The organism is Loktanella salsilacus (assembly GCF_900114485.1).
GTDB classification, from domain to species: domain Bacteria; phylum Pseudomonadota; class Alphaproteobacteria; order Rhodobacterales; family Rhodobacteraceae; genus Loktanella; species Loktanella salsilacus.
In genome coordinates this window covers 164012-183143 of the sequence record NZ_FOTF01000004.1, presented here as the reverse complement: position 1 = coordinate 183143, position 19132 = coordinate 164012, and the positions used below count along the sequence as shown (strand labels likewise).

The following is a 19132-nucleotide window of genomic DNA, read 5'->3' as shown; positions in this document are numbered from 1 at the left end:
GGGGCGGGCCTTTTTTATGCGTGGCACTACCCGAGGTAGGATTGCGCAGCAGGCGATGGGTCATAAAAAAACGCCGCCGCCTTCAGCGGGGGATGCGCGACACCTTCGGCCACAAAAAGCACCTGATCCGCAAAGCTGCGCGCATCATTTGGATCATGGGTCACCATGATGACAGTGCGCCCCTGCTGCGCCATCCGGTCACGCACCAGCGTCAGCATCTCTGCCCGCAGCGCCGGACCAAGCGCGGCAAACGCTTCATCCAGCAACACGACAGGCCGATCCGACAACAGGCACCGGGCTAGCGCGGCCCGTCCGATTTGGCCGCCGGACAATGCAGCAGGCTTGCGCCCGCCAAGGCCCGGCAAACCGACGTCGGTTAAAACGGCATCTACCTGCGCGCTTTGCTTCACACTCAACTTGAGGCGGGGTGCCAGTGCCAGCCCAACGTTTTGGGCAATCGTCAGATGCGGGAACAGATTGTGGTCCTGAAACAACATGGTCACGGGCCGCTGCCCAGGCTCTTTGCCTGACAGATCGTCGCCGTCCCAGATAACGCGACCAGTCACGGTAGGACCGAACCCCGCGATCGCTGCCAAAAGCGTAGACTTCCCCCCGCCCGATGGGCCGATGACCGCTGTCAGGCCGGGCGGCACCTGCAGGTTTGCCCGCAATTGAAACGTGCCCTTGGACACGGTCACATCATCCAGCGTCAGCATCACCCTGCCCCCTTGAATCGCAGATCCAGAATGCGCCAAGCGCCATGAACAACAACAGGACCGCAGCCCCCGCCGCAGCATCCATCCGGTAAGCCCCCATCAGCCGATACATCGCAAGCGGTAGCGTTTCCTGCGCGGGCGTGGCGAATAGCGCGACGACGCCGAGGTCTCCGATCGACAGCGCCATCGTCAAGCCTGCGGCAAAGCTGAGCGGTTTGCGCAGGCGCGGCAGGATCACCAGCCGCAAGGTCGCCCATGATCCCAGCGCAAGGTTCGCGGCCAACGGGCCATAGTCGCTGCGGATGTCGGCGACGGCTGGCGACAGCAGACGCAACGCAAAGGGCATCGCCATGACGGCGTTGACGCCAACCGTCACCGGCAACGCAACCGTCACAGGGTTTACGAAAGGGAAAACCAGCAGGAACAGCCCCGTTCCCATCACCAATGCACTGGCCGCCAAGGGCAAGGATCCAACCAGCGCAACCAACACGCCGCCACGCAGGGACAGTGCAAGTGCACCGGCGAGCGTCAGCGTGGTCGCGGCCAACGCCACCAGAACTGACCGCCCCGCCGCCCGGTAAATATCAGGCCCAAGGTCCGGCAATGACGGCACGCCGCGCCACAGGATCATCGCGAGCGGCAAAACCAGAAACAGTGTCACCAGCAGCAGCCAGACCCAGTCCCACCGGCTTTGGTCCCAGCGGGCCACGGTCCGGTCGAGCCCGCTGCCGAACCCGTTCAGCGGTGTGATACGCCATGCGACAAGCGCGGCCATCGCACATAACGCAAACTGCACACAGGCCAGCAAGGCGGCCCGGCCCAGATCGAAATCAAAGCGGATCGCCTGCCAAATCGCCAATTCAACCGTCGTCGCACGCGGTCCGCCGCCAAGGGTGAGGGCCACAGCAAAGCTGGTCAGGCAGATCAGAAAAATAACAAGCAGCGCGCCGGGCGCATGGCGCGCCAGCATCGGCAGCTCTAGCACGCGCCAGATTGGCGCATTCAGCTGGGCGGCCAGACGGAACCGTTCTGCCGGAATAGACAGCCAGCCCTGTAGGATCAGCCGAACCGCGAGCGGCAGGTTGAAGAAAACATGCGCCAGAACGACTCCGCCAGCGCCGTAGATTGAGATTGGAGCAACGCCCAGCGCCAAGAGCCCCGCGTTCAGCAGACCACCACGGCCAAAGACCGCGAGCAACCCGAGGACCGCGACGATGACCGGCAGAATAAAGGGCGCACCCAATAGCATCACAAGCGCACCACGTCCGCGAAACTGCCGCCGTGCCAGCGCACGGGCGACGGGGATCGCCAAAATGACCGAGGCGATCGCCGAGGCAGCAGCCTGCAAGACGGTAAACCGGATCGCGGACCAATCCCCGGCGGACAACCCGCGCCCCACCTCGGCCCGCAGGGCGACGGCAAGCAGCGTACCAAGGGTCAGCGCCAGCACCAGCGCGGCAGTCAGCCACGCTGGCAGGCTGCGAATTATTGCGACAGCGCTGCGCGCCATGTCTCGACCAGATCATCACGCAGGTCGGCGGCGTCTTGCGATGATAGCAAAAGGCCCTTGGACGGCACGGTCAGCGTGTCAAACCCACCCGGCAAGCTGACGTCGGTTGCGGGGTACATCCAGTTTGTCTCGGGGATGACGTCCTGAAATCCGGGGCTTGTGATAAAGGCCATGAACTGATCCGCCAGCGCGGGCTGATCGGTCCCGGCAAGTTTGGCTGCGACCTCGACCTGTAGATAGTTGCCCGCATCAAAGCCCCAGGATGTCTTGCTGTCGTCCTCTTCGGCGATCAGGTGATAGGCGGGCGAGGTGGTGTAGGACAGGACCGCGTCCGCCTCACCTTCTAGGAACAGGTTATAGGCCTCGGTCCAGCCCGGGGTCACGGTGACGATATTGTCCGCCAGATCTGCCCAGATTTGCGGGGCAGCGTAGCCTTCGCTTGCATAGACCCACATCAGCAGCCCCAAACCGGGGGTGGATGATCGCGGGTCTTGGATGACGATTTTCAGGTCGCTGTCAGCCAGCGCGCGAAAGGATGCGACGGCCGGCGTGTCTTTGTTTGCAACAAACGCCAGATAGCCCCAATCAAAGGGCAGAAAGGTGTCGTCGTCCCACGCAACGGGCAGCGTCAGGTCGGCCGTCACGCCGTGGGGTGCAAACAGACCCGTATCGCGGGCAGCGGCCGTCAGGTTCGTATCGAGGCCTAGCACGATATCGGCATCCGTGCGCGTGCCTTCCAGTTGCAGCCGCGCCAGCAGGGCTGCGCCGTCACCCGCGCCAGTGAACACCAGATCGCAGGCGCATTCCGCCTCGAACGCAGCCTCAATCGCCGGGCCGGGGCCCCATTCGGATGTAAAGCTGTCGTAGGTCAGCACGTTCAAGGTCGGCGTCTGGGCGATAGCCGTGCTTGCACACAGGATCGCGCCGACGCTTGAAAGACCCAGACTCGAAAAAAGGTTCTTCATGTCATCCTCCAAAACGACGGGCGGAATGGGGGACAGCGTGATTGCCGGACCTTCCCTCCGCCGGTCTTAACCGGTTCAGGTTCAACGGGTCCGCTTGCGCATCTCAGCCAGATTGGCCCCCCGAGGTTGGATGACGTTAACAATCAGCCTGCGAAATGAAAAGGGCCGCAAAATGCTGCGGCCCCGTTCAACGATGTCGCGTCGTTTAGGCGATGGCGTGGTCGGGCAAATGCGCCTCGCCTTCGCCAGTTGTGCCTGCGTCAGGGTTGTCAAAGATCGCCATGTCGATCTTGCCTTCGCCCTTGGCGACGATGGTTGTGACGATGGCATCGCCGGTGATGTTCACCGCCGTGCGGATCATGTCCATCAGGCGGTCCACGCCAAGGATGATTGCGATACCCTCAATCGGCAGGCCAACTTGCGTCAGCACCATGGTCAACATGACCAGACCAACGCCCGGAACACCAGCCGTACCAATCGACGCCAGCACGGCCATGCCGATCACGGTCAAATACCCCATCAGGCCAAGGTCGATGCCGTAAACGTTCGCAAGGAACACCGTTGCCACGCCTTGCATGATCGCGGTGCCGTCCATGTTGATGGTCGCACCGAAGGGGATGCAGAAGGACGCAACGCTTTCGTCCACGCCAACCCGTTCCGTCGTGCACTGATAGGTGACGGGGATCGTCGCGTTTGACGACGCGGTCGAGAAGGCAAAGATCTGCGCCGGGCGCATCTTTTTCATAAAGGTGATCGGGCTTAGGCCGGACAACAGCTTCAGCATGCCAGGCAGTGTGATGAACAGGTGGATCATCAGCGCTGCAACAAGCGTCAGCACATAGGCAATAACCGGCATGAACAGGCCGAGCCCCTGTTCAGCAAAGGTCTTAGCGATCAAGGCAAACACCCCGTATGGCGCTGCGCGCATGACAAGATCGACGATCTTCATCATCACTTCGTTCATGTAATCGCACGCTTCGATAAAGGGCTTGGACCGATCACCCAGCATCAGCACCGCTATGCCAAGGACCACCGTGTAGAAAATCACCTGCAGCATTTCGCCCGACGCAAAGGCGGCGATCGGGTTGGTCGGCACGATGGCGGCAAAGACGTTCCAGACGCTTGGTGCCTCGGCTGCGGAAATACCGCTTGCGTCGATGCCGGTCATGTCAAAGCCTGTGCCCGGCCCGATGATCGTGGCCAGCACGAGCGCGACAGTAATCGCAAGCGCTGTCGTTGCGATATAAAGCGCAAAGGATTTGGTCCCCACACGGCCAAGAACGCGCACATCGCCGATCCCGGCGACGCCCCCGATCAGGGAAAAGAACACCAGCGGCACGACCAGCATTTTCAGCGCGTTGACGAACATCTTGCCAATCATGCCAAAGAAGCCAGCGACGACGTGATCATTGATGAAGGCGATGTTCAGCGTGTTGAAAACAACACCCACAACAATACCCAGCCCCATCGCCAGCATAATCTTCATCGTCAATGACATCTTACCGTCGTGAACCGGGGGGGAAGTGTGACTTGCGTCCGTCATGAGGCAGCTCCTTCATCATGATACGTCAAACTTGGTAGGTCTTAGGCTGTCACAGAAACGTCAGCTTGGCGACGAAAACATTTTAAAGTTGTATGCCGGCTGCGATTACAACGGCTTACAACTGGTATTTTACAAAGGTAACGCCCGAATTGAACCCGCGCCGCCTATGGTTTAAGCCCTGTGCAACAACACAAAGGGCCGCGCATGTCAGTCAACTCTTTCGGTCACCTGTTCCGGTTTACCACATGGGGCGAAAGCCACGGACCCGCCTTGGGCGCAACGATCGACGGCTGCCCGCCGGGTGTGCCGCTGGACCCTGCGATGATCCAGCAATGGCTGGATAAACGGCGCCCCGGTCAGAACAAGAACACGACCCAGCGCAATGAACCTGACGCGGTCGAGATCCTGTCCGGCGTCTATGAGGGGCGCACAACGGGCACGCCGATCCAGCTGATGATCCGCAACACGGACCAGCGGTCCAAGGATTACGGCGACATTCTGAACACCTTCCGTCCCGGCCATGCTGACATCACCTACCACCAGAAATACGGCCTGCGCGATCCGCGCGGCGGCGGGCGATCCTCTGCCCGTGAAACCGCGGCGCGCGTGGCCGCTGGCGGCGTGGCCCGAGAGGCGATTACTGCGATTGCGCCCGGCGTGCAGATCACCGGCTACATGGTGCAAATGGGCGAGAAAAAGATCGACCGTGCGCGGTTCGATTGGGACCAGATCAGCCAGAACGACTTTTGGTGCCCTGACGCGCAGGCCGCTGGCGAATGGGAAGAGTACCTGACCTGGCTGCGCAAGGACGACCACAACTCTGTCGGCGCGATCATCGAAGTCGTCGCCCGCGGTGTGCCGGCAGGTATCGGCGCGCCGGTATATGCCAAGCTTGATACCGATCTGGCCGCCGCGATGATGAGCATCAATGCCGTCAAAGGTGTTGAGATTGGCGAAGGTATGGCCGCCGCTGCCCTGACTGGGCGCGACAACGCGGACGAGATTTTTATGGGGAACGACGGACAACCCGTCTATTCGTCAAACCACGCGGGCGGCATCCTTGGCGGCATCAGCACCGGGCAGGACGTCGTCGTGCGCTTTGCGGTCAAGCCGACGTCTTCGATCCTGTCGCCGCGCAAGTCCATCACGATGGATGGCCAACCGATTGAGGTGATCACCAAAGGTCGCCACGATCCCTGCGTCGGCATCCGCGCCGTTCCGGTGGGCGAGGCGATGATGGCCTGCGTGATCTTGGATCACATCCTGCTAGACCGCGGCCAAACTGGCGGGGTGCGAGGTCAGATCGGCTGATCCGCCCCCGCGCAAATCCGTCATAGCCAGTAAGGTGCCAGCCCGTAATAATCGTGCAGCCGCGTTTCATAAGCGCGGTCACGCGACCAATCGCTGACACGCTCTGGCGCGCCGGTCAGCTGGTCTTTGGTCAGGTCAGTGACATAGCCGGCAAGCGACGTATCGTAGCGCAGTGATTTCCACGGCAGCGGGTGCTGTTCCTCGCCCATGCCAAGAAAGCCGCCGAAGTTCATGACGGCATAGGCGACATTGCCGGACAGTTTGTCGATCATGAGGTGGTCAATATGGCCAATCTGCTCTCGGTCAGACCCAAAAACATGGGTGCCATTCACGCGGCCAGAGTCGATCAGGTTGTGTTCGGTTTCCATGGCGTATCCTCCTAGATTACCTAGGGTTGAAACGCACTGCGCCGCATTGGGTTGCATTGCGGCCAAGGCCTGATGGATCATCTGGCAGATTTTGGCCGATTAGGCCGGAATGGCGGCAGCCTTTGGCGCATCATCGTCACGCAGCAGCAGGATCAGTGCAAAAATGGTCAAGGCGATCCCGATCAGGATCAGCGTGGGCGGCGGCGGTGAACCAAGTGCAAGCTGCCAGCAGATGACCCATGTGGGGGTCAGATAGGTGTAGGCCATGACCTTGGCGCTAGGCAGCCGCGTCGCCGCGAACTGCAACAACACAAAGCTAGAGGCAGAAGCGAAGATTGAAATATAGAGCAGTGTAATCCAGACGATGCGTGGCAGTTGCGACCAATCCGTCGCAATGATTTCGCGCGCGCCGTAGATGCTGGTCAGGATCGCACCGCCAAGCAAGGTCATACAGGCAAAGGCCAACGTATTTTCGCCGCGCTTTAGCTTGGCGATCAAGGGTGTGTAAAGCGCATGGGCCACGCATCCCCAGAAAAAGATGAACTCTCCGCGGCCAACATCAAAGGCAAGCGCCGCTTGCAAATCTGCACGAAAGATCACCCAAAGCGCGCCAACCCCGCCAATGGCCAAAGCGACCATCATCCGGCCAGTCAGTCGCTGGCGCAGCAATAGCCAGCCAAAGCCCGCCGCGATGATCGGGGTCAGCGTGAATACCGCCGAGGTACTGATTGGCGGTGCCGTTTTCAGCCCCTCGAACATCGACACGAAATAGGTCGAGATAATTCCTGACAGCAGCACAAAGCGCCAGGGCGCGCGAAAGACGCGGTTGTCCCACTTACCCAAAGCAACGGCCAGTGCGGCCAATACGGCCGACGCGATCCAGAACCGCGCCGCAGTCATCACCAGCGGGTCGATATCATTGGCCGCCCGCGAGCCAAGCGCAAACGACCCGGCCACCAGCGCCGAAAACGCCAACATGGCAAGGTGCCCGCCTGTCGCTGGCCGCATCAGATTTCAAATTCGGCGGCACGCGCCTTAAGGTGGCTAAGGAAGGTCTGCACTTTGACGCTGCGATGCAGGTCGACGTGGGTCACCAGCCACAGTTGCACCGTCCACTCTGCTGGCGACGGCATCACCCGCTTTAGGGTCGGGTAAAGCGGCAGTTCTAGTTCTGAAATAAAGCCGATGCCGGCCCCGGCCACGATCGCGTCGGTCATAACGCGCATATCAGTGGCGCGCAGCACCATCCGGGACGGTCCGACTTTTTCATGCAACCAGCGGAAAAACGGCGCGCGATGCGGCTCTTCGACATGTGACACGAAATAGTGGTTCTTTAGATCATCCTCGCCCTTTGGCATGCCAAAGCGGGCGATGTAGTCGTCAGAGGCCACCAAAGCCATGCTTTGCGACACCAGCAACTGCACGACGTTATCAGGCTCTGACGGCTGGCTACCCGCGCGGATCGCGACATGCGCCTCGCCATATTCAAGGCGGAACACCCGGTCATCGGTCAGGAACTGCAATCTGATTTCAGGGTAGTCGTGCTGGAAATCTGTCAAGATTGGGATCAGCACAGGACTCAGCGACGCCAGCGATGTGATGACCAGTTCCCCGCGCACGCCGTCGCCAAGACCTTTGATCCGCCCTGCAAGCTGGGTGAACTGTTCGTCCGTCGCTTGGGCAACGCGCAGCAAATCCACGCCTGCCTCTGTTGGGGTGTATCCCCGTGCATGGCGTTGGAACAGCTTCACGCCCAAACGCCCCTCTAACGCGTCGATATGACGGATCACGGTGGCATGGTGTACGCCAAGCGCATCTGCAGCGCCGCTCACCGTGCCAGCGCGCGCAACCTGAAATGCAGTGCGGATTTCGTCCCAGCTATCCATGTTGTCCTGTGCAGTAATGAACCTTGCGCGCAATCGTTCCGCAATTCTGTTTGAAATTGCAATGACTAATCGGTGCAACTGGTCGCATGGGCCTTGACTGCACGCCCTATGCCGCAAACATGGGCATATGCATTCCTTGCCCCAGCGCCTTGCAACTTTGAACGCACGTTTCGTGCAAAAGCCGCTGTTAGCGGCCGTGCGCAGCCCTGCGATCTTGCGGCGGCTGTTTACGCTCAACGCGATCATTCATATGCGCACGCCAGCGGGGCTGACAACGGTGCCGATCCAGCTTGGCACGCGCAACTGCACCCTGTGCGACGCCGGGCAAGCGCAGAACCACGGCACCTTACTTTATATTCACGGCGGCGCTTTCGTCATGGGTAACCTGCGCGGCTACCGCCACTTGGTTGCGGCCATCGGCAAGTCCGCGGGTATGCGCGCTGTGTTCCTAAATTACCGCATGGCACCAGAGCATCCCTTTCCCGCCGCGCTAGACGATGCAGAGGCCACGTGGCGCGCCCTGTCGGATGATCCAGATTGCGGGCCTTTGACGCTGGCAGGCGACAGCGCTGGCGGAAATATCGCCCTGGCGCTGCTGCAACGGATCATCGCGAAAGGGCTGACACTGCCTGCTGCCGTGGCCGTCATGTCGCCGATTACCGATCTGCGCATGAATAACCCAAGCCTTACGGCAAACCGCCGCAGTGATCCACTTGTCTCGACCCGCTGGGGCGCGCGCGGTGTCGCGGCCTATTTGGCAGGCGCGGACCCGGCGCAACCTGATGCATCGCCGATCTTGGGCAACTTCACCGGCGCGCCGCCCGTGCTGATCCATGCCGACACCACAGAGGTCCTGTTTGACGACGCCCGCCTGATGGCAGACCATCTGCGCGCGCAGGGCGTCGACGTGACCCTTCACACGCAAACCGGCTTGCCCCACGTCTGGCACATGGGCGTTGGCCGCACACCAGAGGCGGACGCGAGCGTTGCTGAAATCGGCCAGTTCCTTGCCAGCCACACCCTGCCCGGCACCAAACGCCAGTATACTTGACTCGCAGCCCTGCACATTCTAAACGCCTTGTAACACCCGGAAGCAAAGCCTTCCGGTCCTTTGCTTGTCAAAGGATCGCCCCTCGTCAGCGCGTTGCGCCCACGGGGGCGTTACTGCATTGACCCATCCGCCCTATATTGGGGTCTGGATGTAACGAAACGGGGCCCGCGCCGATGTTCGAGAACCTATCAGACCGCCTGTCAGGCGTTTTTGACAAGCTCACCAAACAAGGTGCGCTGTCCGACGACGACGTCAAAACCGCCCTGCGCGAGGTCCGCGTGGCCTTGCTAGAGGCTGACGTCTCTCTGTCAGTCGCCCGCGATTTCGTCGCCGCTGTGCAGGAAAAGGCGACCGGCCAGGCCGTCACCAAGTCGATCACCCCCGGCCAGCAAGTCGTCAAGATCGTCCATGACGAACTGGAACGTGTGCTGACTGGCGACACTGACCCCGGCGCGCTGAAAATTGACAACCCGCCTGCCCCGATCCTGATGGTCGGTCTGCAAGGCTCTGGTAAAACCACCACGACCGCCAAGCTGGCCAAGCGCTTGAAAGAGCGTGAAGGCAAGCGCGTGCTGATGGCGTCCCTTGACACCAACCGCCCGGCCGCGATGGAACAGCTGGCCATCCTTGGCGTGCAGATCGGCGTCGACACGCTGCCGATCGTCAAGGGCGAAACCCCTGTCCAGATCGCGAAACGCGCTAAGACTGCGGCCTCCCTTGGTGGCTACGATGTCTACATGCTCGATACAGCGGGCCGGTTGCACATCGACGCTGAACTGATCGCACAGGCCGCTGCCGTGCGCGACATCGCCAACCCGCGCGAAACCCTGCTGGTCGTCGACGGTCTGACGGGTCAGGACGCCGTCAACGTTGCACAAGAATTCGACGACAAAATCGGCGTTACCGGTGTCGTACTGACCCGGATGGACGGCGACGGTCGCGGCGGCGCGGCTTTGTCCATGCGCGCCATCACCGGCAAGCCGATCCGTTTTGTCGGCCTTGGCGAAAAGATGGACGCGATCGAGACTTTCGAGCCGTCGCGCATCGCGGGCCGCATCCTTGGCATGGGCGACATCGTTGCGCTGGTCGAGAAAGCACAACAAACCATCGAGGCTGAACAAGCCGAAAAGATGATGAAACGGTTCCAAAAGGGCCGCTTCAACATGAACGACCTCAAGATGCAGCTGGACCAGATGCTCAAAATGGGCGGTATGGAAGGCATGATGGGCATGCTGCCCGGCATGGGCAAAATGTCCAAGCAGATGGACGCCGCCGGCATGGATGACGGCATCCTGCGCCGCCAGATCGCGCTCATCAACTCTATGACGAAACAAGAACGTGCCAACCCCGACCTGATGGCCGCAAGCCGTAAAAAGCGGATCGCCAAGGGTGCGGGTCTGGAAGTGTCGGAACTGAACAAGCTGGTCAAACAGCACCGCCAGATGGCCGACATGATGAAGAAAATGGGCAAAGGCGGCATGCTGAAGCAGGCCATGAAGCAGATGATGGGCAAAGGTGGCGGCATGCCCGACATGAACGACCCCGCTGCCATGCAAGAAGCCGCAAAAGCCCTGCAAGGCAAGATGCCCGCTGGCGGCCTGCCCGGCCTAGGCGGCGGCATGAAGCTGCCCGCCGGTCTGTCTGGATTTGGGAAAAAGAAATAAGCGATGACGATGCGTTTTCATCTGGCCCACAAACTCCCGCCGGAGGCACCCGTTGCCCGCCGCGCGCACGAGGCTGCGCCATGCTGAAGACTGCGCCAAACCTGCAAACTGAACGCCTGATCCTGCGCCAGCCTGTTGCTGGCGACTGGGCGGCGTTCCGTGACTTCATGCAATCAGACCGCGCCGCGTTTTTCGACCATCAGGGCAATATCGGCAGCACCTGGCGCAGCTTTGCGGCCGAGCTGGGGCATTGGGATATCTTTGGCTACGGCATGTGGGCCGTGACCCGGCGCGGCGACAATACCGCCATCGGCCTTGTCGGCCCTTGGACCCCGCCCGACTGGCCAGAGACTGAAATTGGCTGGATGATCTTCGATCCCGCGACCGAAGGCACCGGCATTGCAGCCGAAGCCGCCCGCGCCGCCATCGCCCACGCCTTTGATGTTCTAGGATGGACGACTGCCGTCAGCTATATCCACCCGGACAACATCCGGTCCATCGGACTGGCTGAAAAACTTGGCGCTGTGCGCGATCCTGCAGCCCCGATGCCAACCAGCTATCCCGACAGCGCCGCTTGGCGCCACCCCGCCCCGCAACCCGGCATTTAGCGCCACAGCATCCAAGGACTTGCCATGACCATTCACCCCTGGGAACAGCCCCCCGCCGGACAAGCCGCCGTCGCCGTCGAGCGGATCGCGCAGTCGCTGCCGCGCATTGCGTCGGACCGCTGCATCTTGCGCGGCCCCTACATGGAAGACTTCAACGTCTTTGCTGATCTGGTGACGTCCGACCGTGGCCGCTATGTCTCTGGCCCGCTGACGCGCGAAGGCGCTTGGGATGATTTCATTCAGCTGACCGCAAGCTGGATTCTGCGCGGCTGCGGATTGTGGACAGTCGAACATCAGGACGACAAGCGCGTCTTGGGCTTTGTGCTGCTCGGCCATGAAACCGGCGATCCAGAGCCAGAGCTTGGTTTTTTGTTCACCGAAGAGGCCGAAGGCCAAGGCTATGCCTTTGAAGCGTCGGAAAAGGCCCGCAACAACGCGTGGAACGCCCTAAGCTTTGACACGCTGGTCAGCTACATCGACCCCGAAAATGACCGCGCCATCGCGCTGGCCAAGCGTCTTGGCGCTGAAAAAGTACCGGGCGAAATGCACGACGGCTGCGAAGTCTGGCGCTATGCACGGCCGGAGTACGAGCTGTGACAGACGACACGAACCGCGCCGCCGAAGTCCTGAAGGATCACCGCGCCAGCATCGACCGGCTGGACGCGATCCTTGTCTATACGCTCGGCGAGCGGTTCAAACATACACAGGCCGTAGGCCGGCTGAAGGCAGAACATGCCTTGCCGCCTTCGGACCCGACGCGCGAGGCGACCCAGATCGCCCGCCTTACCAATCTTGCGGATCAGGCCGATTTGGACCCTGAATTCGCCAAGAAATTCCTGAACTTCATCATTCAGGAAGTCATCCACCACCACGAACAACACCAATCCTGACGGCATTTGCTGTCACTTCTGCCAAACGTAAGGAAATACACTATGTCTATGAAAATTCGTCTCGCCCGTGGCGGCTCCAAGAAGCGCCCTTACTACTCGATCGTTGCTGCTGACAGCCGCATGCCGCGCGATGGCCGCTTCAAGGAAAAGCTGGGCACATATGCACCAATGCTGTCCAAGGACGACGAAAACCGCGTCAAAATGGACATGGAGCGCGTGCAGTACTGGCTGGACCAAGGCGCTCAGCCAACCGACCGCGTTGCGCGTATGCTGGAAGCTGCTGGCGCGATGCCTAAGAAAGACCGCGCTAACCTGAAAAAGGGTGAGCCAGGCAAAGCTGCTAAAGCACGCGCAACCGAGAAAGCTGCCAAGCAGGCTGCGATCGACGAAGCTGCAAACGCACCAGCAGAAGCACCTGCTGAAGAAGCCGCAGCAGAGTAATCTTGCCTGCCGCAGGCCGGATCGTCATGATCCGGCCTGCACCCCTCCCCTGCTTTGCCGAGCGCTGATCGCCAGCGCCCCGCCAATCAGAGGTTCCGCTATGACAGACACTGCATCCGATCCCCGCGTTATCGTCGGCCGCCTGTCGGGGTCCTTTGGCGTGCGCGGTGAAGTCCGCCTGAAATCCTTTTGCGCCGACCCTGCCGCGATTGCCGATTACACGCCCCTGACCACAGACACCGGCCTGACTTTTGCGCAGATCGTGCTGACCGGACAGATTAAGGGCGGATTTACCGCCCGGATCGACGGCGTCGTCACCAAAGAGGACGCTGATGACCTGACCAATGTCGATCTGTATGCCCTGCGCAGCGCTTTGCCTGCGACGGATGACGACGAATACTACTACGCCGACCTAGAAGGGTTGACCGTTCTGGATACCGGCGGCGTGACGCTTGGCAAGGTCGTGCGCGTTGTCGATCACGGCGCTGGTGATCTGCTTGATATCGCGGTGCCTGGCCAATCAGAGACGATCCTGCTGCCGTTCACGCAGGCTGTGGTGCCGACAGTGGACTTGGCCACCGGACGTATTGTGGCGGACCCGCCTGACGGGCTTTTCCCAACCGCATGACCCAAATCCTGCTGCATCCGGGGTTTCATAAGACGGGCACAAGCTCGATCCAGCATTTTTTGTGGCTCAATCGCGCGGTGCTGGCCCCCTATGCCGCGCCTGTGCTGCTGCGCCACCTGAAACCCGTCGTGCGTATGGCCTGCCGGTTTTCACGGTACAACAATCCGATTGATCTAATTGATATCGTCGCCGCCATGGATACCGCCATGGCTCAGGCCGCGCCGCGTGCGGGTCAGGACATCATCGTGTCTTGCGAGGGGCTACTTGGCCACCTGCCCGGCTGGCCCGGCGTGGATAGCTACGCCGCGGCCCCGACGTTGATCACCTACTTCGCGGGCTATTTCCAAGACCGCTACCCAGATGCCCAGCTCAGCGTCGTACTGACCACCCGTGACGCGGCAAGCTGGTTATTCAGCGCCTATCGCCACCACCTACGGGGGCAGCGCATGACCCTGTCGGCCGCCGATTTTGCGGCGACCTATGTAGGCGCTGGCAATCTGGACAGTGACGTCAACGCAATCTCTGTGGCGCTGGGCGGCGTTCCAGTGCAGTCGCTGAACCTATCGGCAATGCGCGACCACCCGCTTGGCCCCGGCGGCGCGATCTGCAAACTGCTGGACTTGCCGGCAGAGGTCACCGCCAAGCTATCCCCCGTAGGTGCAGGCAACGCTGGGCCAGAGGAAGCGCTGTGGCAGCAATTCCTAGACCTGAACCGCAGCGATCTGGATGACCGCGCCGTGCAGGCTGCGAAAACAGAGCTCGCCCAAGCGACCGACCTTGGCGGCTGGCGAAGAAACTGATGGTGCATGTCATCGTTCATCCGGGGTTTCACAAGACAGGCACATCCAGCCTGCAAAGCTGGCTGGGGCAAAACCGCCGCGCGCTGAAACCTTACCTTAGCTTTTATGGCAAAGCCGATTTCCTGACCGCTGGCAGCGCTGCGCGGATTTATGGGCAAAAGCCCTATCCTTGGCGGCTGCGTGCGTTCCGGCGCAGTCTTGATCGGTTCTTGGGCAAGATTCCTGATGCGCCCGTGATCGTGCTGTCGCGCGAAACCTTTAGCGGGTCGATGCCGGGGCACCGCCGTTTTCCGGGGCGACTGATCACCGGATATCGCAGCGTGGCCGTGCCACTGGGCCAACAGATCATCGCCGCCCTGCAGGCCCGGTTCGGCGCGGATGTGCAGATTACGTTCCTGTACACGCTGCGTGACCGCGAAAGCTGGATTCGCAGCGTCTATGGTCACCTGCTGCGCTCGATCCATCTGCGCGATGACTATGATACCTTCCGCGCCCGATTTCCAAAGCTGATCGACCCAAGGGCAGAGGCAGAGGCCATCGCCAAGGCTCTTGGGGTCACCGCCCACTTCGTCGACCTCGCTGATGTTGGTCACCTGCCAGAGGGGCCCGCTGCCGCCGTGCTGGACCTGCTGGGCGTGCCGCAGGCCGTGCGCAATGCCCTACCCTCTGCAAGCCGCGCCAACACCGGCCAGACACAAGCACTAGAGGCTGAATTCCTACGGATGAACCGCGACAGCCGGGACAAGGCCGCATTGAAGTCCGCGAAGGACGCGATGCTGAAAGCGGCCAAGGATGCGGGTGCTGCCAGCTAGGGAACTGAGTGCGCCTATCAAGTGTTAGACGTCGTAACACTTTTGAAAGGACCGCATCATGATTGGCTGGATTGTCACACTATTGGTTGTCGCTGCGATTGCGGCACTTCTTGGCTTTGGCCGGATTTCCGGCGCGGCGCTAACCGGCGCAAAGGTTCTAATTTTCGTTGTCCTGATCCTGTTCCTACTGATGCTTTTCGGCCTGATTACCTTAATCTGACGAATTAGCGTTTGCGTGCGGGGGGCGATGTTCTAAGACGCGGTTATGACCGATACACCGCCCCCCCGCGCCCAAGGCCGCAAAACCATTAGCCCAACGCTGAAGCCGCAAGAGCTGATGACCGATACGCCGGATCTGGCTGGTGTCTGGACTGCGCAGGTCCTGACCCTGCTGCCAGACGCCTTTCCCGGGATCCTTGGCGAAAGTCTGCTTGGCCGCGCGTTGAAGGACGACGTGTGGCAATTGCAGGTCACCGACCTGCGCCGCTTTGGGATTGGCAAGCATCGCAACGTTGACGAAACCCCTGCAGGCGGCGGCGCTGGCATGGTTTTGCGTGCTGATGTGTTGGAACAGGCGTTGCGAGAAGTCCGCAGCGGCGCACGTGGAAACATGCCGCTCATCTATCTGTCACCGCGTGGCCGCCCTATGACCCAATCCCTGATGCAAAAGCTGTCGCAAGCCGACGGCGTCACCCTTCTATGCGGCCGATTCGAAGGCATCGACGAGCGTGTCATCGAACATTTCGACATGATAGAGGTCAGCCTTGGCGACTTTGTCATGACCGGCGGAGAGATCGCCGCAATGGCCTTGATTGACGCGACTGTCCGTCTTATACCCCGCGTGCTTGGGAATCAGGCATCCACAGAGGAAGAGTCATTTTCCGATGGGTTGCTGGAACACCCTCACTACACGAAACCCGCTGACTGGCACGGTCGCATGATACCTGACGTTCTTCTGTCAGGGCACCATGCGAAAATCACCGACTGGCGGCGGGAACAGGCCGAAAGGCTAACAAAGGAACGCAGACCTGACCTCTGGCGGGCTTATTGTGCACAGCATGGTAGGGACCCGGGTGAAGACCAAGAGCTCTAGGGCCAGCATCAACGTCGCGGGAAAACCCGTGCTATCATAGGAGCGAATCATGAACTTGATCGCACAAATCGAAGCGGAGCAGGTTGCTGCGCTGGGGAAGACGATCCCCGATTTCAAAGCGGGTGACACCATCCGCGTCGGTTACAAAGTGACCGAAGGCACCCGTACTCGGGTTCAGAATTACGAAGGCGTCTGCATCGCACGCAAGAACGGCTCTGGCATCGCCGGTTCGTTCACCGTGCGTAAGATTTCCTTCGGTGAAGGCGTGGAGCGTGTGTTCCCACTGCACTCCACCAACATCGACACGATCGAAGTTGTGCGTCGCGGTAAAGTCCGTCGCGCCAAGCTGTATTACCTGCGCGCTCGTCGCGGTAAGTCCGCTCGGATTACCGAAGTCTCCAACTACAAGCCTCTGGCCCAGAAATAAGGAATCTGACGATGAAAAAAGGTATTCACCCCGACTACCACGACATCAATGTCAAGATGACCGATGGCACCGTGATTCAGATGCGCTCCACTTGGGGCAAAGAAGGCGACCAGATGTCCTTGGACATCGACCCTTCTGTGCACCCTGCATGGACCGGCGGCACGTCTCGCCTGATGGACTCCGGCGGCCGCGTGTCGAAGTTCAAGAACAAGTACGCCGGTCTGGGCTTCTAAGCCAACCAGCGCTGACAAACGAAACGCCGCCCCTTCAAGGGCGGCGTTTTGCGTTTCAGGGTCGCGGTGTCGCAGCTTAAAGGTTCTGCGCGGCCTTGCGGCAGTCTGCGGCACATTCACGGCACATCTGGGCGCAGCGCTTGCAGTGGGCGTCGTCGTGCATATCGCACATCTTCTCGCAGGCATCGCAGGCGGTAGCGCACAACTCTAGCATCTGCTTGATGATCGCGACATTCTCGCCGGTTCGGCGCGTCGCAACACGGTAGGTCGCGGTGCAGATGTCGGAACAGTCCATGCACAACCGAATGCACTGGGCGCGGTCGCCGTCTTCGGCGCTGCACGCATCCGCGCAAGAGTTGCAGATCGCGGCGCAATACATGGCGTGCTTCACAGCCTCGGTCAGCAATGCGTTGTCATGGCCCGCAACATCGGGGTGTTCGGCAATCATTTCCTTGATGGACATCGGCGTCTCCTGTTTCAGGTTCTGCCAGCCCAACCAACTTGCCCCGCAAGGGGTTCCGAAACGCAAAAGGCGCACCCCAAGGGATGCGCCTTTCATCAAATCAATGCGCGCGTTTAAGCGGCAGTGCGACCACGACCGCCGCCACCGCCAGCACCGCCACCGGTCCGGCGACGCTGCCCCTGCGGCTTGCCACCAGCAGGCTTGCCCGCTGCAGCAGCAGGCTTACCGCGGCCACCGCCGCCGCCGCCAGCACCACTGCGACCACGGCCACCACCGCCGCCGCCGCCACCATTCGGGCGCTTTTTCTGGCCCGGCAGGATGTCCCACGGACGGCCAGATGCGACAGGAATCTCGGCCTTCATGGCCTTTTCGATATCCTTCAGCTCGATCATCTCGTCGGGTGCGACCAGTGCAATCGCGGCACCATCGGCACCAGCGCGGGCCGTACGGCCGATGCGGTGAACGTAGTTTTCGGCGACGTTCGGCAGGTCATAGTTATAGACGTGACGCACGCCAGGAATGTCGATGCCACGGGCAGCGACGTCAGTGGCGACCAGCACGCGGATCTTGCCGGATTTGAAGGCCTCGATCGCGCGTTCGCGCTGACCTTGGGACTTGTTGCCGTGAATGGACGCGGCGGCAAAGCCTTTCGCTTCCAGCTGCTTGTACAGCTTTTCGCAGCCATGCTTGGTACGGCCAAAGACCAGCGCCAGCTCGTCCCGGTGCTTGTCCAGCAGATCGACCAGCAGGTCGGTCTTGGCAGCCTGTGCAACGAAGTGCACCGACTGTTCGATCTTGGCAACAGCCTGACCCGGAGGGTTGACCTGCACGCGCACTGGATCGTTCAGAAAGGCATCAGCCAGTTCGGACATCAGTTTCGGCATAGTGGCCGAGAACATCATCGTCTGACGCGGCGTCGCCAGCAGCGGTGCAATCCGGCGCAGCGCGTGGATAAAGCCCATGTCCAGCATCTGGTCAGCTTCGTCGAGGACCAGATAAATCGTTTCGTCCAGACGGATCGCGCGGCGATCCAGCAGGTCGATCAGACGGCCAGGCGTTGCGACCAGCAAGTCGACGCCGTTCTGCAAACGCTTGGTTTGTGCCGCGATGCCAGCACCGCCGACGACCAAAGCCACCTTCAGGTGCGAGCCTTTGGTGTAATCGGTTAGGTTGTCTGCAATCTGCTTGGCCAGCTCGCGCGTCGGGGCAAGCACCAGGCCGCGTGCGGTCTTGGCGTTTGGCTTTACGCCAGCCTTCATCAAAGCGTCGATCATTGGCAGACCAAAGGCGGCAGTTTTACCCGTGCCGGTCTGCGCCAAGCCCATCACGTCACGGCCATTCATGGCGTGCGGGATGGCTTGCGATTGAATTGGGGTCGGGTCAGTAATGCCTTGTTCGGCAAGCTTCGCCACAAGGCGGGGCGCGAGGCCCAGCATATCAAAATCCATCAGTATTCTTTCCGGGCCGCATCGGCCCAAACGGTTCGGGCGCACGGGGGTGTGCGCGCGGCGACAAAAGGTTGCGCCGAAATCCTGACAGTCAAAGCCACATTGCCCTGACGCCGATCTGGCGCTGGACCCCCTGCGTGATCATGGGAACCGAAGTTGGCGACGGTGATTTGCGGAGCCTATGGCTCGGCCCTGCTCACGCGGCAGGATCAATCGTCTGAGGCGCATGTGGACCTTTGCGTCCAATGTGTCAAGGGGCTGTGAAAAGGGACGGC

23 protein-coding genes and 1 riboswitch are annotated in these 19132 nt (G+C 60.9%); of the genes, 14 read left to right on the top strand and 9 right to left on the bottom strand.

The features are described 5' to 3' along the window. Window positions 1–26: 26 nt before the first annotated feature. From BM131_RS04995 to BM131_RS04980, 4 genes are all read right to left on the bottom strand, one after another. Complete coding sequence (locus BM131_RS04995) at window positions 27–716, bottom strand: thiamine ABC transporter ATP-binding protein (protein ID WP_090186465.1); 690 nt, start codon at window positions 714–716, stop codon at window positions 27–29. Continuing rightward, window positions 700–2226: an ABC transporter permease family protein gene (locus tag BM131_RS04990; RefSeq protein WP_090186463.1), complete on the bottom strand. Its 1527-nt coding sequence runs from the start codon at window positions 2224–2226 to the stop codon at window positions 700–702. The genes BM131_RS04995 and BM131_RS04990 overlap by 17 nt, the downstream gene beginning before the upstream one ends. Continuing rightward, window positions 2202–3191 (bottom strand): thiamine ABC transporter substrate binding subunit, encoded by a 990-nt coding sequence (thiB, locus tag BM131_RS04985; protein WP_090186461.1) that lies wholly within the window; start codon window positions 3189–3191, stop codon window positions 2202–2204. The genes BM131_RS04990 and thiB overlap by 25 nt, the downstream gene beginning before the upstream one ends. Before the next feature lie 35 nt (window positions 3192–3226). Then, window positions 3227–3324, bottom strand: a riboswitch (TPP riboswitch). Window positions 3325–3396: 72 nt separating this feature from the next. Next, entirely contained in the window at window positions 3397–4734 is a 1338-nt protein-coding gene (locus BM131_RS04980; RefSeq protein ID WP_090186459.1) for a dicarboxylate/amino acid:cation symporter, read from the bottom strand. Between the two features lie 204 nt (window positions 4735–4938). Between BM131_RS04980 and aroC the strand changes: the two genes are divergently transcribed. Further along, a complete protein-coding gene (gene aroC, locus BM131_RS04975; protein WP_090186456.1) occupies window positions 4939–6045 on the top strand; it encodes a chorismate synthase in 1107 nt (368 codons plus the stop codon). A gap of 20 nt (window positions 6046–6065) precedes the next feature. Here aroC and BM131_RS04970 read toward each other — a convergent pair whose 3' ends face one another. From BM131_RS04970 to BM131_RS04960, 3 genes are all read right to left on the bottom strand, one after another. Further along, entirely contained in the window at window positions 6066–6413 is a 348-nt protein-coding gene (locus tag BM131_RS04970) for a PRC-barrel domain-containing protein (RefSeq protein ID WP_090186453.1), read from the bottom strand. A 99-nt stretch (window positions 6414–6512) separates the two neighbouring features. After that, the gene (locus BM131_RS04965) at window positions 6513–7421 is read right to left on the bottom strand and encodes a DMT family transporter (RefSeq protein ID WP_090186451.1); all 909 of its coding nucleotides are present in this window, start codon (window positions 7419–7421) and stop codon (window positions 6513–6515) included. Beyond that, entirely contained in the window at window positions 7421–8299 is an 879-nt protein-coding gene (locus tag BM131_RS04960) for a LysR family transcriptional regulator (protein WP_090186445.1), read from the bottom strand. Before BM131_RS04960 ends, BM131_RS04965 begins: the two co-directional genes overlap by 1 nt. Window positions 8300–8426: 127 nt before the next feature. Here BM131_RS04960 and BM131_RS04955 point away from each other — a divergent pair, with 127 nt between their 5' ends. The 13 genes from BM131_RS04955 to rpmE all read left to right on the top strand — a co-directional run bounded on the left by BM131_RS04955 (window position 8427) and on the right by rpmE (window position 16946). Continuing rightward, the gene (locus BM131_RS04955; RefSeq protein WP_090186443.1) at window positions 8427–9350 is read left to right on the top strand and encodes an alpha/beta hydrolase; all 924 of its coding nucleotides are present in this window, start codon (window positions 8427–8429) and stop codon (window positions 9348–9350) included. 173 nt (window positions 9351–9523) lie between these two features. Beyond that, window positions 9524–11014: a signal recognition particle protein gene (ffh, locus tag BM131_RS04950; RefSeq protein ID WP_090186439.1), complete on the top strand. Its 1491-nt coding sequence runs from the start codon at window positions 9524–9526 to the stop codon at window positions 11012–11014. A gap of 80 nt (window positions 11015–11094) precedes the next feature. Next, window positions 11095–11622: a GNAT family N-acetyltransferase gene (locus BM131_RS04945; RefSeq protein ID WP_090186436.1), complete on the top strand. Its 528-nt coding sequence runs from the start codon at window positions 11095–11097 to the stop codon at window positions 11620–11622. A 24-nt stretch (window positions 11623–11646) separates the two neighbouring features. Beyond that, complete coding sequence (locus BM131_RS04940) at window positions 11647–12219, top strand: GNAT family N-acetyltransferase (RefSeq protein ID WP_090186434.1); 573 nt, start codon at window positions 11647–11649, stop codon at window positions 12217–12219. Continuing rightward, window positions 12216–12512 (top strand): chorismate mutase, encoded by a 297-nt coding sequence (locus tag BM131_RS04935; RefSeq protein ID WP_090186431.1) that lies wholly within the window; start codon window positions 12216–12218, stop codon window positions 12510–12512. Before BM131_RS04940 ends, BM131_RS04935 begins: the two co-directional genes overlap by 4 nt. Before the next feature lie 42 nt (window positions 12513–12554). Beyond that, entirely contained in the window at window positions 12555–12953 is a 399-nt protein-coding gene (rpsP, locus tag BM131_RS04930; RefSeq protein ID WP_175499181.1) for a 30S ribosomal protein S16, read from the top strand. 100 nt (window positions 12954–13053) lie between these two features. Continuing rightward, window positions 13054–13581: a ribosome maturation factor RimM gene (gene rimM, locus BM131_RS04925; protein WP_090186428.1), complete on the top strand. Its 528-nt coding sequence runs from the start codon at window positions 13054–13056 to the stop codon at window positions 13579–13581. Then, on the top strand, window positions 13578–14381 hold the full coding sequence (locus tag BM131_RS04920; protein ID WP_090186427.1) for a sulfotransferase family protein: 804 nt from the start codon (window positions 13578–13580) through the stop codon (window positions 14379–14381). The genes rimM and BM131_RS04920 overlap by 4 nt, the downstream gene beginning before the upstream one ends. Next, window positions 14381–15193, top strand: a complete 813-nt coding sequence (locus BM131_RS04915) for a hypothetical protein (RefSeq protein ID WP_090186424.1) — start codon at window positions 14381–14383, stop codon at window positions 15191–15193. Before BM131_RS04920 ends, BM131_RS04915 begins: the two co-directional genes overlap by 1 nt. A 58-nt stretch (window positions 15194–15251) precedes the next feature. Beyond that, entirely contained in the window at window positions 15252–15413 is a 162-nt protein-coding gene (locus BM131_RS04910) for a DUF1328 family protein (RefSeq protein ID WP_090186422.1), read from the top strand. A 45-nt stretch (window positions 15414–15458) separates the two neighbouring features. Then, window positions 15459–16286: a tRNA (guanosine(37)-N1)-methyltransferase TrmD gene (trmD, locus tag BM131_RS04905; protein ID WP_090186419.1), complete on the top strand. Its 828-nt coding sequence runs from the start codon at window positions 15459–15461 to the stop codon at window positions 16284–16286. 49 nt (window positions 16287–16335) lie between these two features. Continuing rightward, entirely contained in the window at window positions 16336–16713 is a 378-nt protein-coding gene (gene rplS, locus BM131_RS04900; RefSeq protein ID WP_090186417.1) for a 50S ribosomal protein L19, read from the top strand. 11 nt (window positions 16714–16724) lie between these two features. Next, complete coding sequence (gene rpmE, locus BM131_RS04895) at window positions 16725–16946, top strand: 50S ribosomal protein L31 (protein WP_090186414.1); 222 nt, start codon at window positions 16725–16727, stop codon at window positions 16944–16946. Window positions 16947–17022: 76 nt separating this feature from the next. Here the strand turns inward: rpmE and BM131_RS04890 are convergent, their stop codons facing one another. Together BM131_RS04890 and BM131_RS04885 are read right to left on the bottom strand one after the other, a co-directional pair. Further along, window positions 17023–17409 carry a four-helix bundle copper-binding protein gene (locus tag BM131_RS04890; protein WP_090186411.1) on the bottom strand — a complete coding sequence of 129 codons (387 nt, stop codon included), beginning with the start codon at window positions 17407–17409 and terminating at the stop codon, window positions 17023–17025. A 113-nt stretch (window positions 17410–17522) separates the two neighbouring features. Then, window positions 17523–18857 carry a DEAD/DEAH box helicase gene (locus BM131_RS04885; protein ID WP_090186409.1) on the bottom strand — a complete coding sequence of 445 codons (1335 nt, stop codon included), beginning with the start codon at window positions 18855–18857 and terminating at the stop codon, window positions 17523–17525. Between the last annotated feature and the right edge of the window lie 275 nt (window positions 18858–19132).

Coding starts and splice junctions, on each gene's coding strand:
- rpsP (WP_175499181.1), top strand. CDS start 12,555: ATGTCTATGAAAATTCGTCTCGCCCGTGGCGGCTCCAAGAAGCGCCCT.
- BM131_RS04945 (WP_090186436.1), top strand. CDS start 11,095: ATGCTGAAGACTGCGCCAAACCTGCAAACTGAACGCCTGATCCTGCGC.
- aroC (WP_090186456.1), top strand. CDS start 4,939: ATGTCAGTCAACTCTTTCGGTCACCTGTTCCGGTTTACCACATGGGGC.
- BM131_RS04915 (WP_090186424.1), top strand. CDS start 14,381: ATGGTGCATGTCATCGTTCATCCGGGGTTTCACAAGACAGGCACATCC.
- BM131_RS04885 (WP_090186409.1), bottom strand. CDS start 18,857: ATGGATTTTGATATGCTGGGCCTCGCGCCCCGCCTTGTGGCGAAGCTT.
- BM131_RS04910 (WP_090186422.1), top strand. CDS start 15,252: ATGATTGGCTGGATTGTCACACTATTGGTTGTCGCTGCGATTGCGGCA.
- BM131_RS04960 (WP_090186445.1), bottom strand. CDS start 8,299: ATGGATAGCTGGGACGAAATCCGCACTGCATTTCAGGTTGCGCGCGCT.
- BM131_RS04965 (WP_090186451.1), bottom strand. CDS start 7,421: ATGCGGCCAGCGACAGGCGGGCACCTTGCCATGTTGGCGTTTTCGGCG.
- thiB (WP_090186461.1), bottom strand. CDS start 3,191: ATGAAGAACCTTTTTTCGAGTCTGGGTCTTTCAAGCGTCGGCGCGATC.
- BM131_RS04940 (WP_090186434.1), top strand. CDS start 11,647: ATGACCATTCACCCCTGGGAACAGCCCCCCGCCGGACAAGCCGCCGTC.
- ffh (WP_090186439.1), top strand. CDS start 9,524: ATGTTCGAGAACCTATCAGACCGCCTGTCAGGCGTTTTTGACAAGCTC.
- trmD (WP_090186419.1), top strand. CDS start 15,459: ATGACCGATACACCGCCCCCCCGCGCCCAAGGCCGCAAAACCATTAGC.
- rimM (WP_090186428.1), top strand. CDS start 13,054: ATGACAGACACTGCATCCGATCCCCGCGTTATCGTCGGCCGCCTGTCG.
- rpmE (WP_090186414.1), top strand. CDS start 16,725: ATGAAAAAAGGTATTCACCCCGACTACCACGACATCAATGTCAAGATG.
- BM131_RS04970 (WP_090186453.1), bottom strand. CDS start 6,413: ATGGAAACCGAACACAACCTGATCGACTCTGGCCGCGTGAATGGCACC.
- BM131_RS04980 (WP_090186459.1), bottom strand. CDS start 4,734: ATGACGGACGCAAGTCACACTTCCCCCCCGGTTCACGACGGTAAGATG.
- BM131_RS04990 (WP_090186463.1), bottom strand. CDS start 2,226: ATGGCGCGCAGCGCTGTCGCAATAATTCGCAGCCTGCCAGCGTGGCTG.
- BM131_RS04955 (WP_090186443.1), top strand. CDS start 8,427: ATGCATTCCTTGCCCCAGCGCCTTGCAACTTTGAACGCACGTTTCGTG.
- rplS (WP_090186417.1), top strand. CDS start 16,336: ATGAACTTGATCGCACAAATCGAAGCGGAGCAGGTTGCTGCGCTGGGG.
- BM131_RS04890 (WP_090186411.1), bottom strand. CDS start 17,409: ATGTCCATCAAGGAAATGATTGCCGAACACCCCGATGTTGCGGGCCAT.
- BM131_RS04995 (WP_090186465.1), bottom strand. CDS start 716: ATGCTGACGCTGGATGATGTGACCGTGTCCAAGGGCACGTTTCAATTG.
- BM131_RS04920 (WP_090186427.1), top strand. CDS start 13,578: ATGACCCAAATCCTGCTGCATCCGGGGTTTCATAAGACGGGCACAAGC.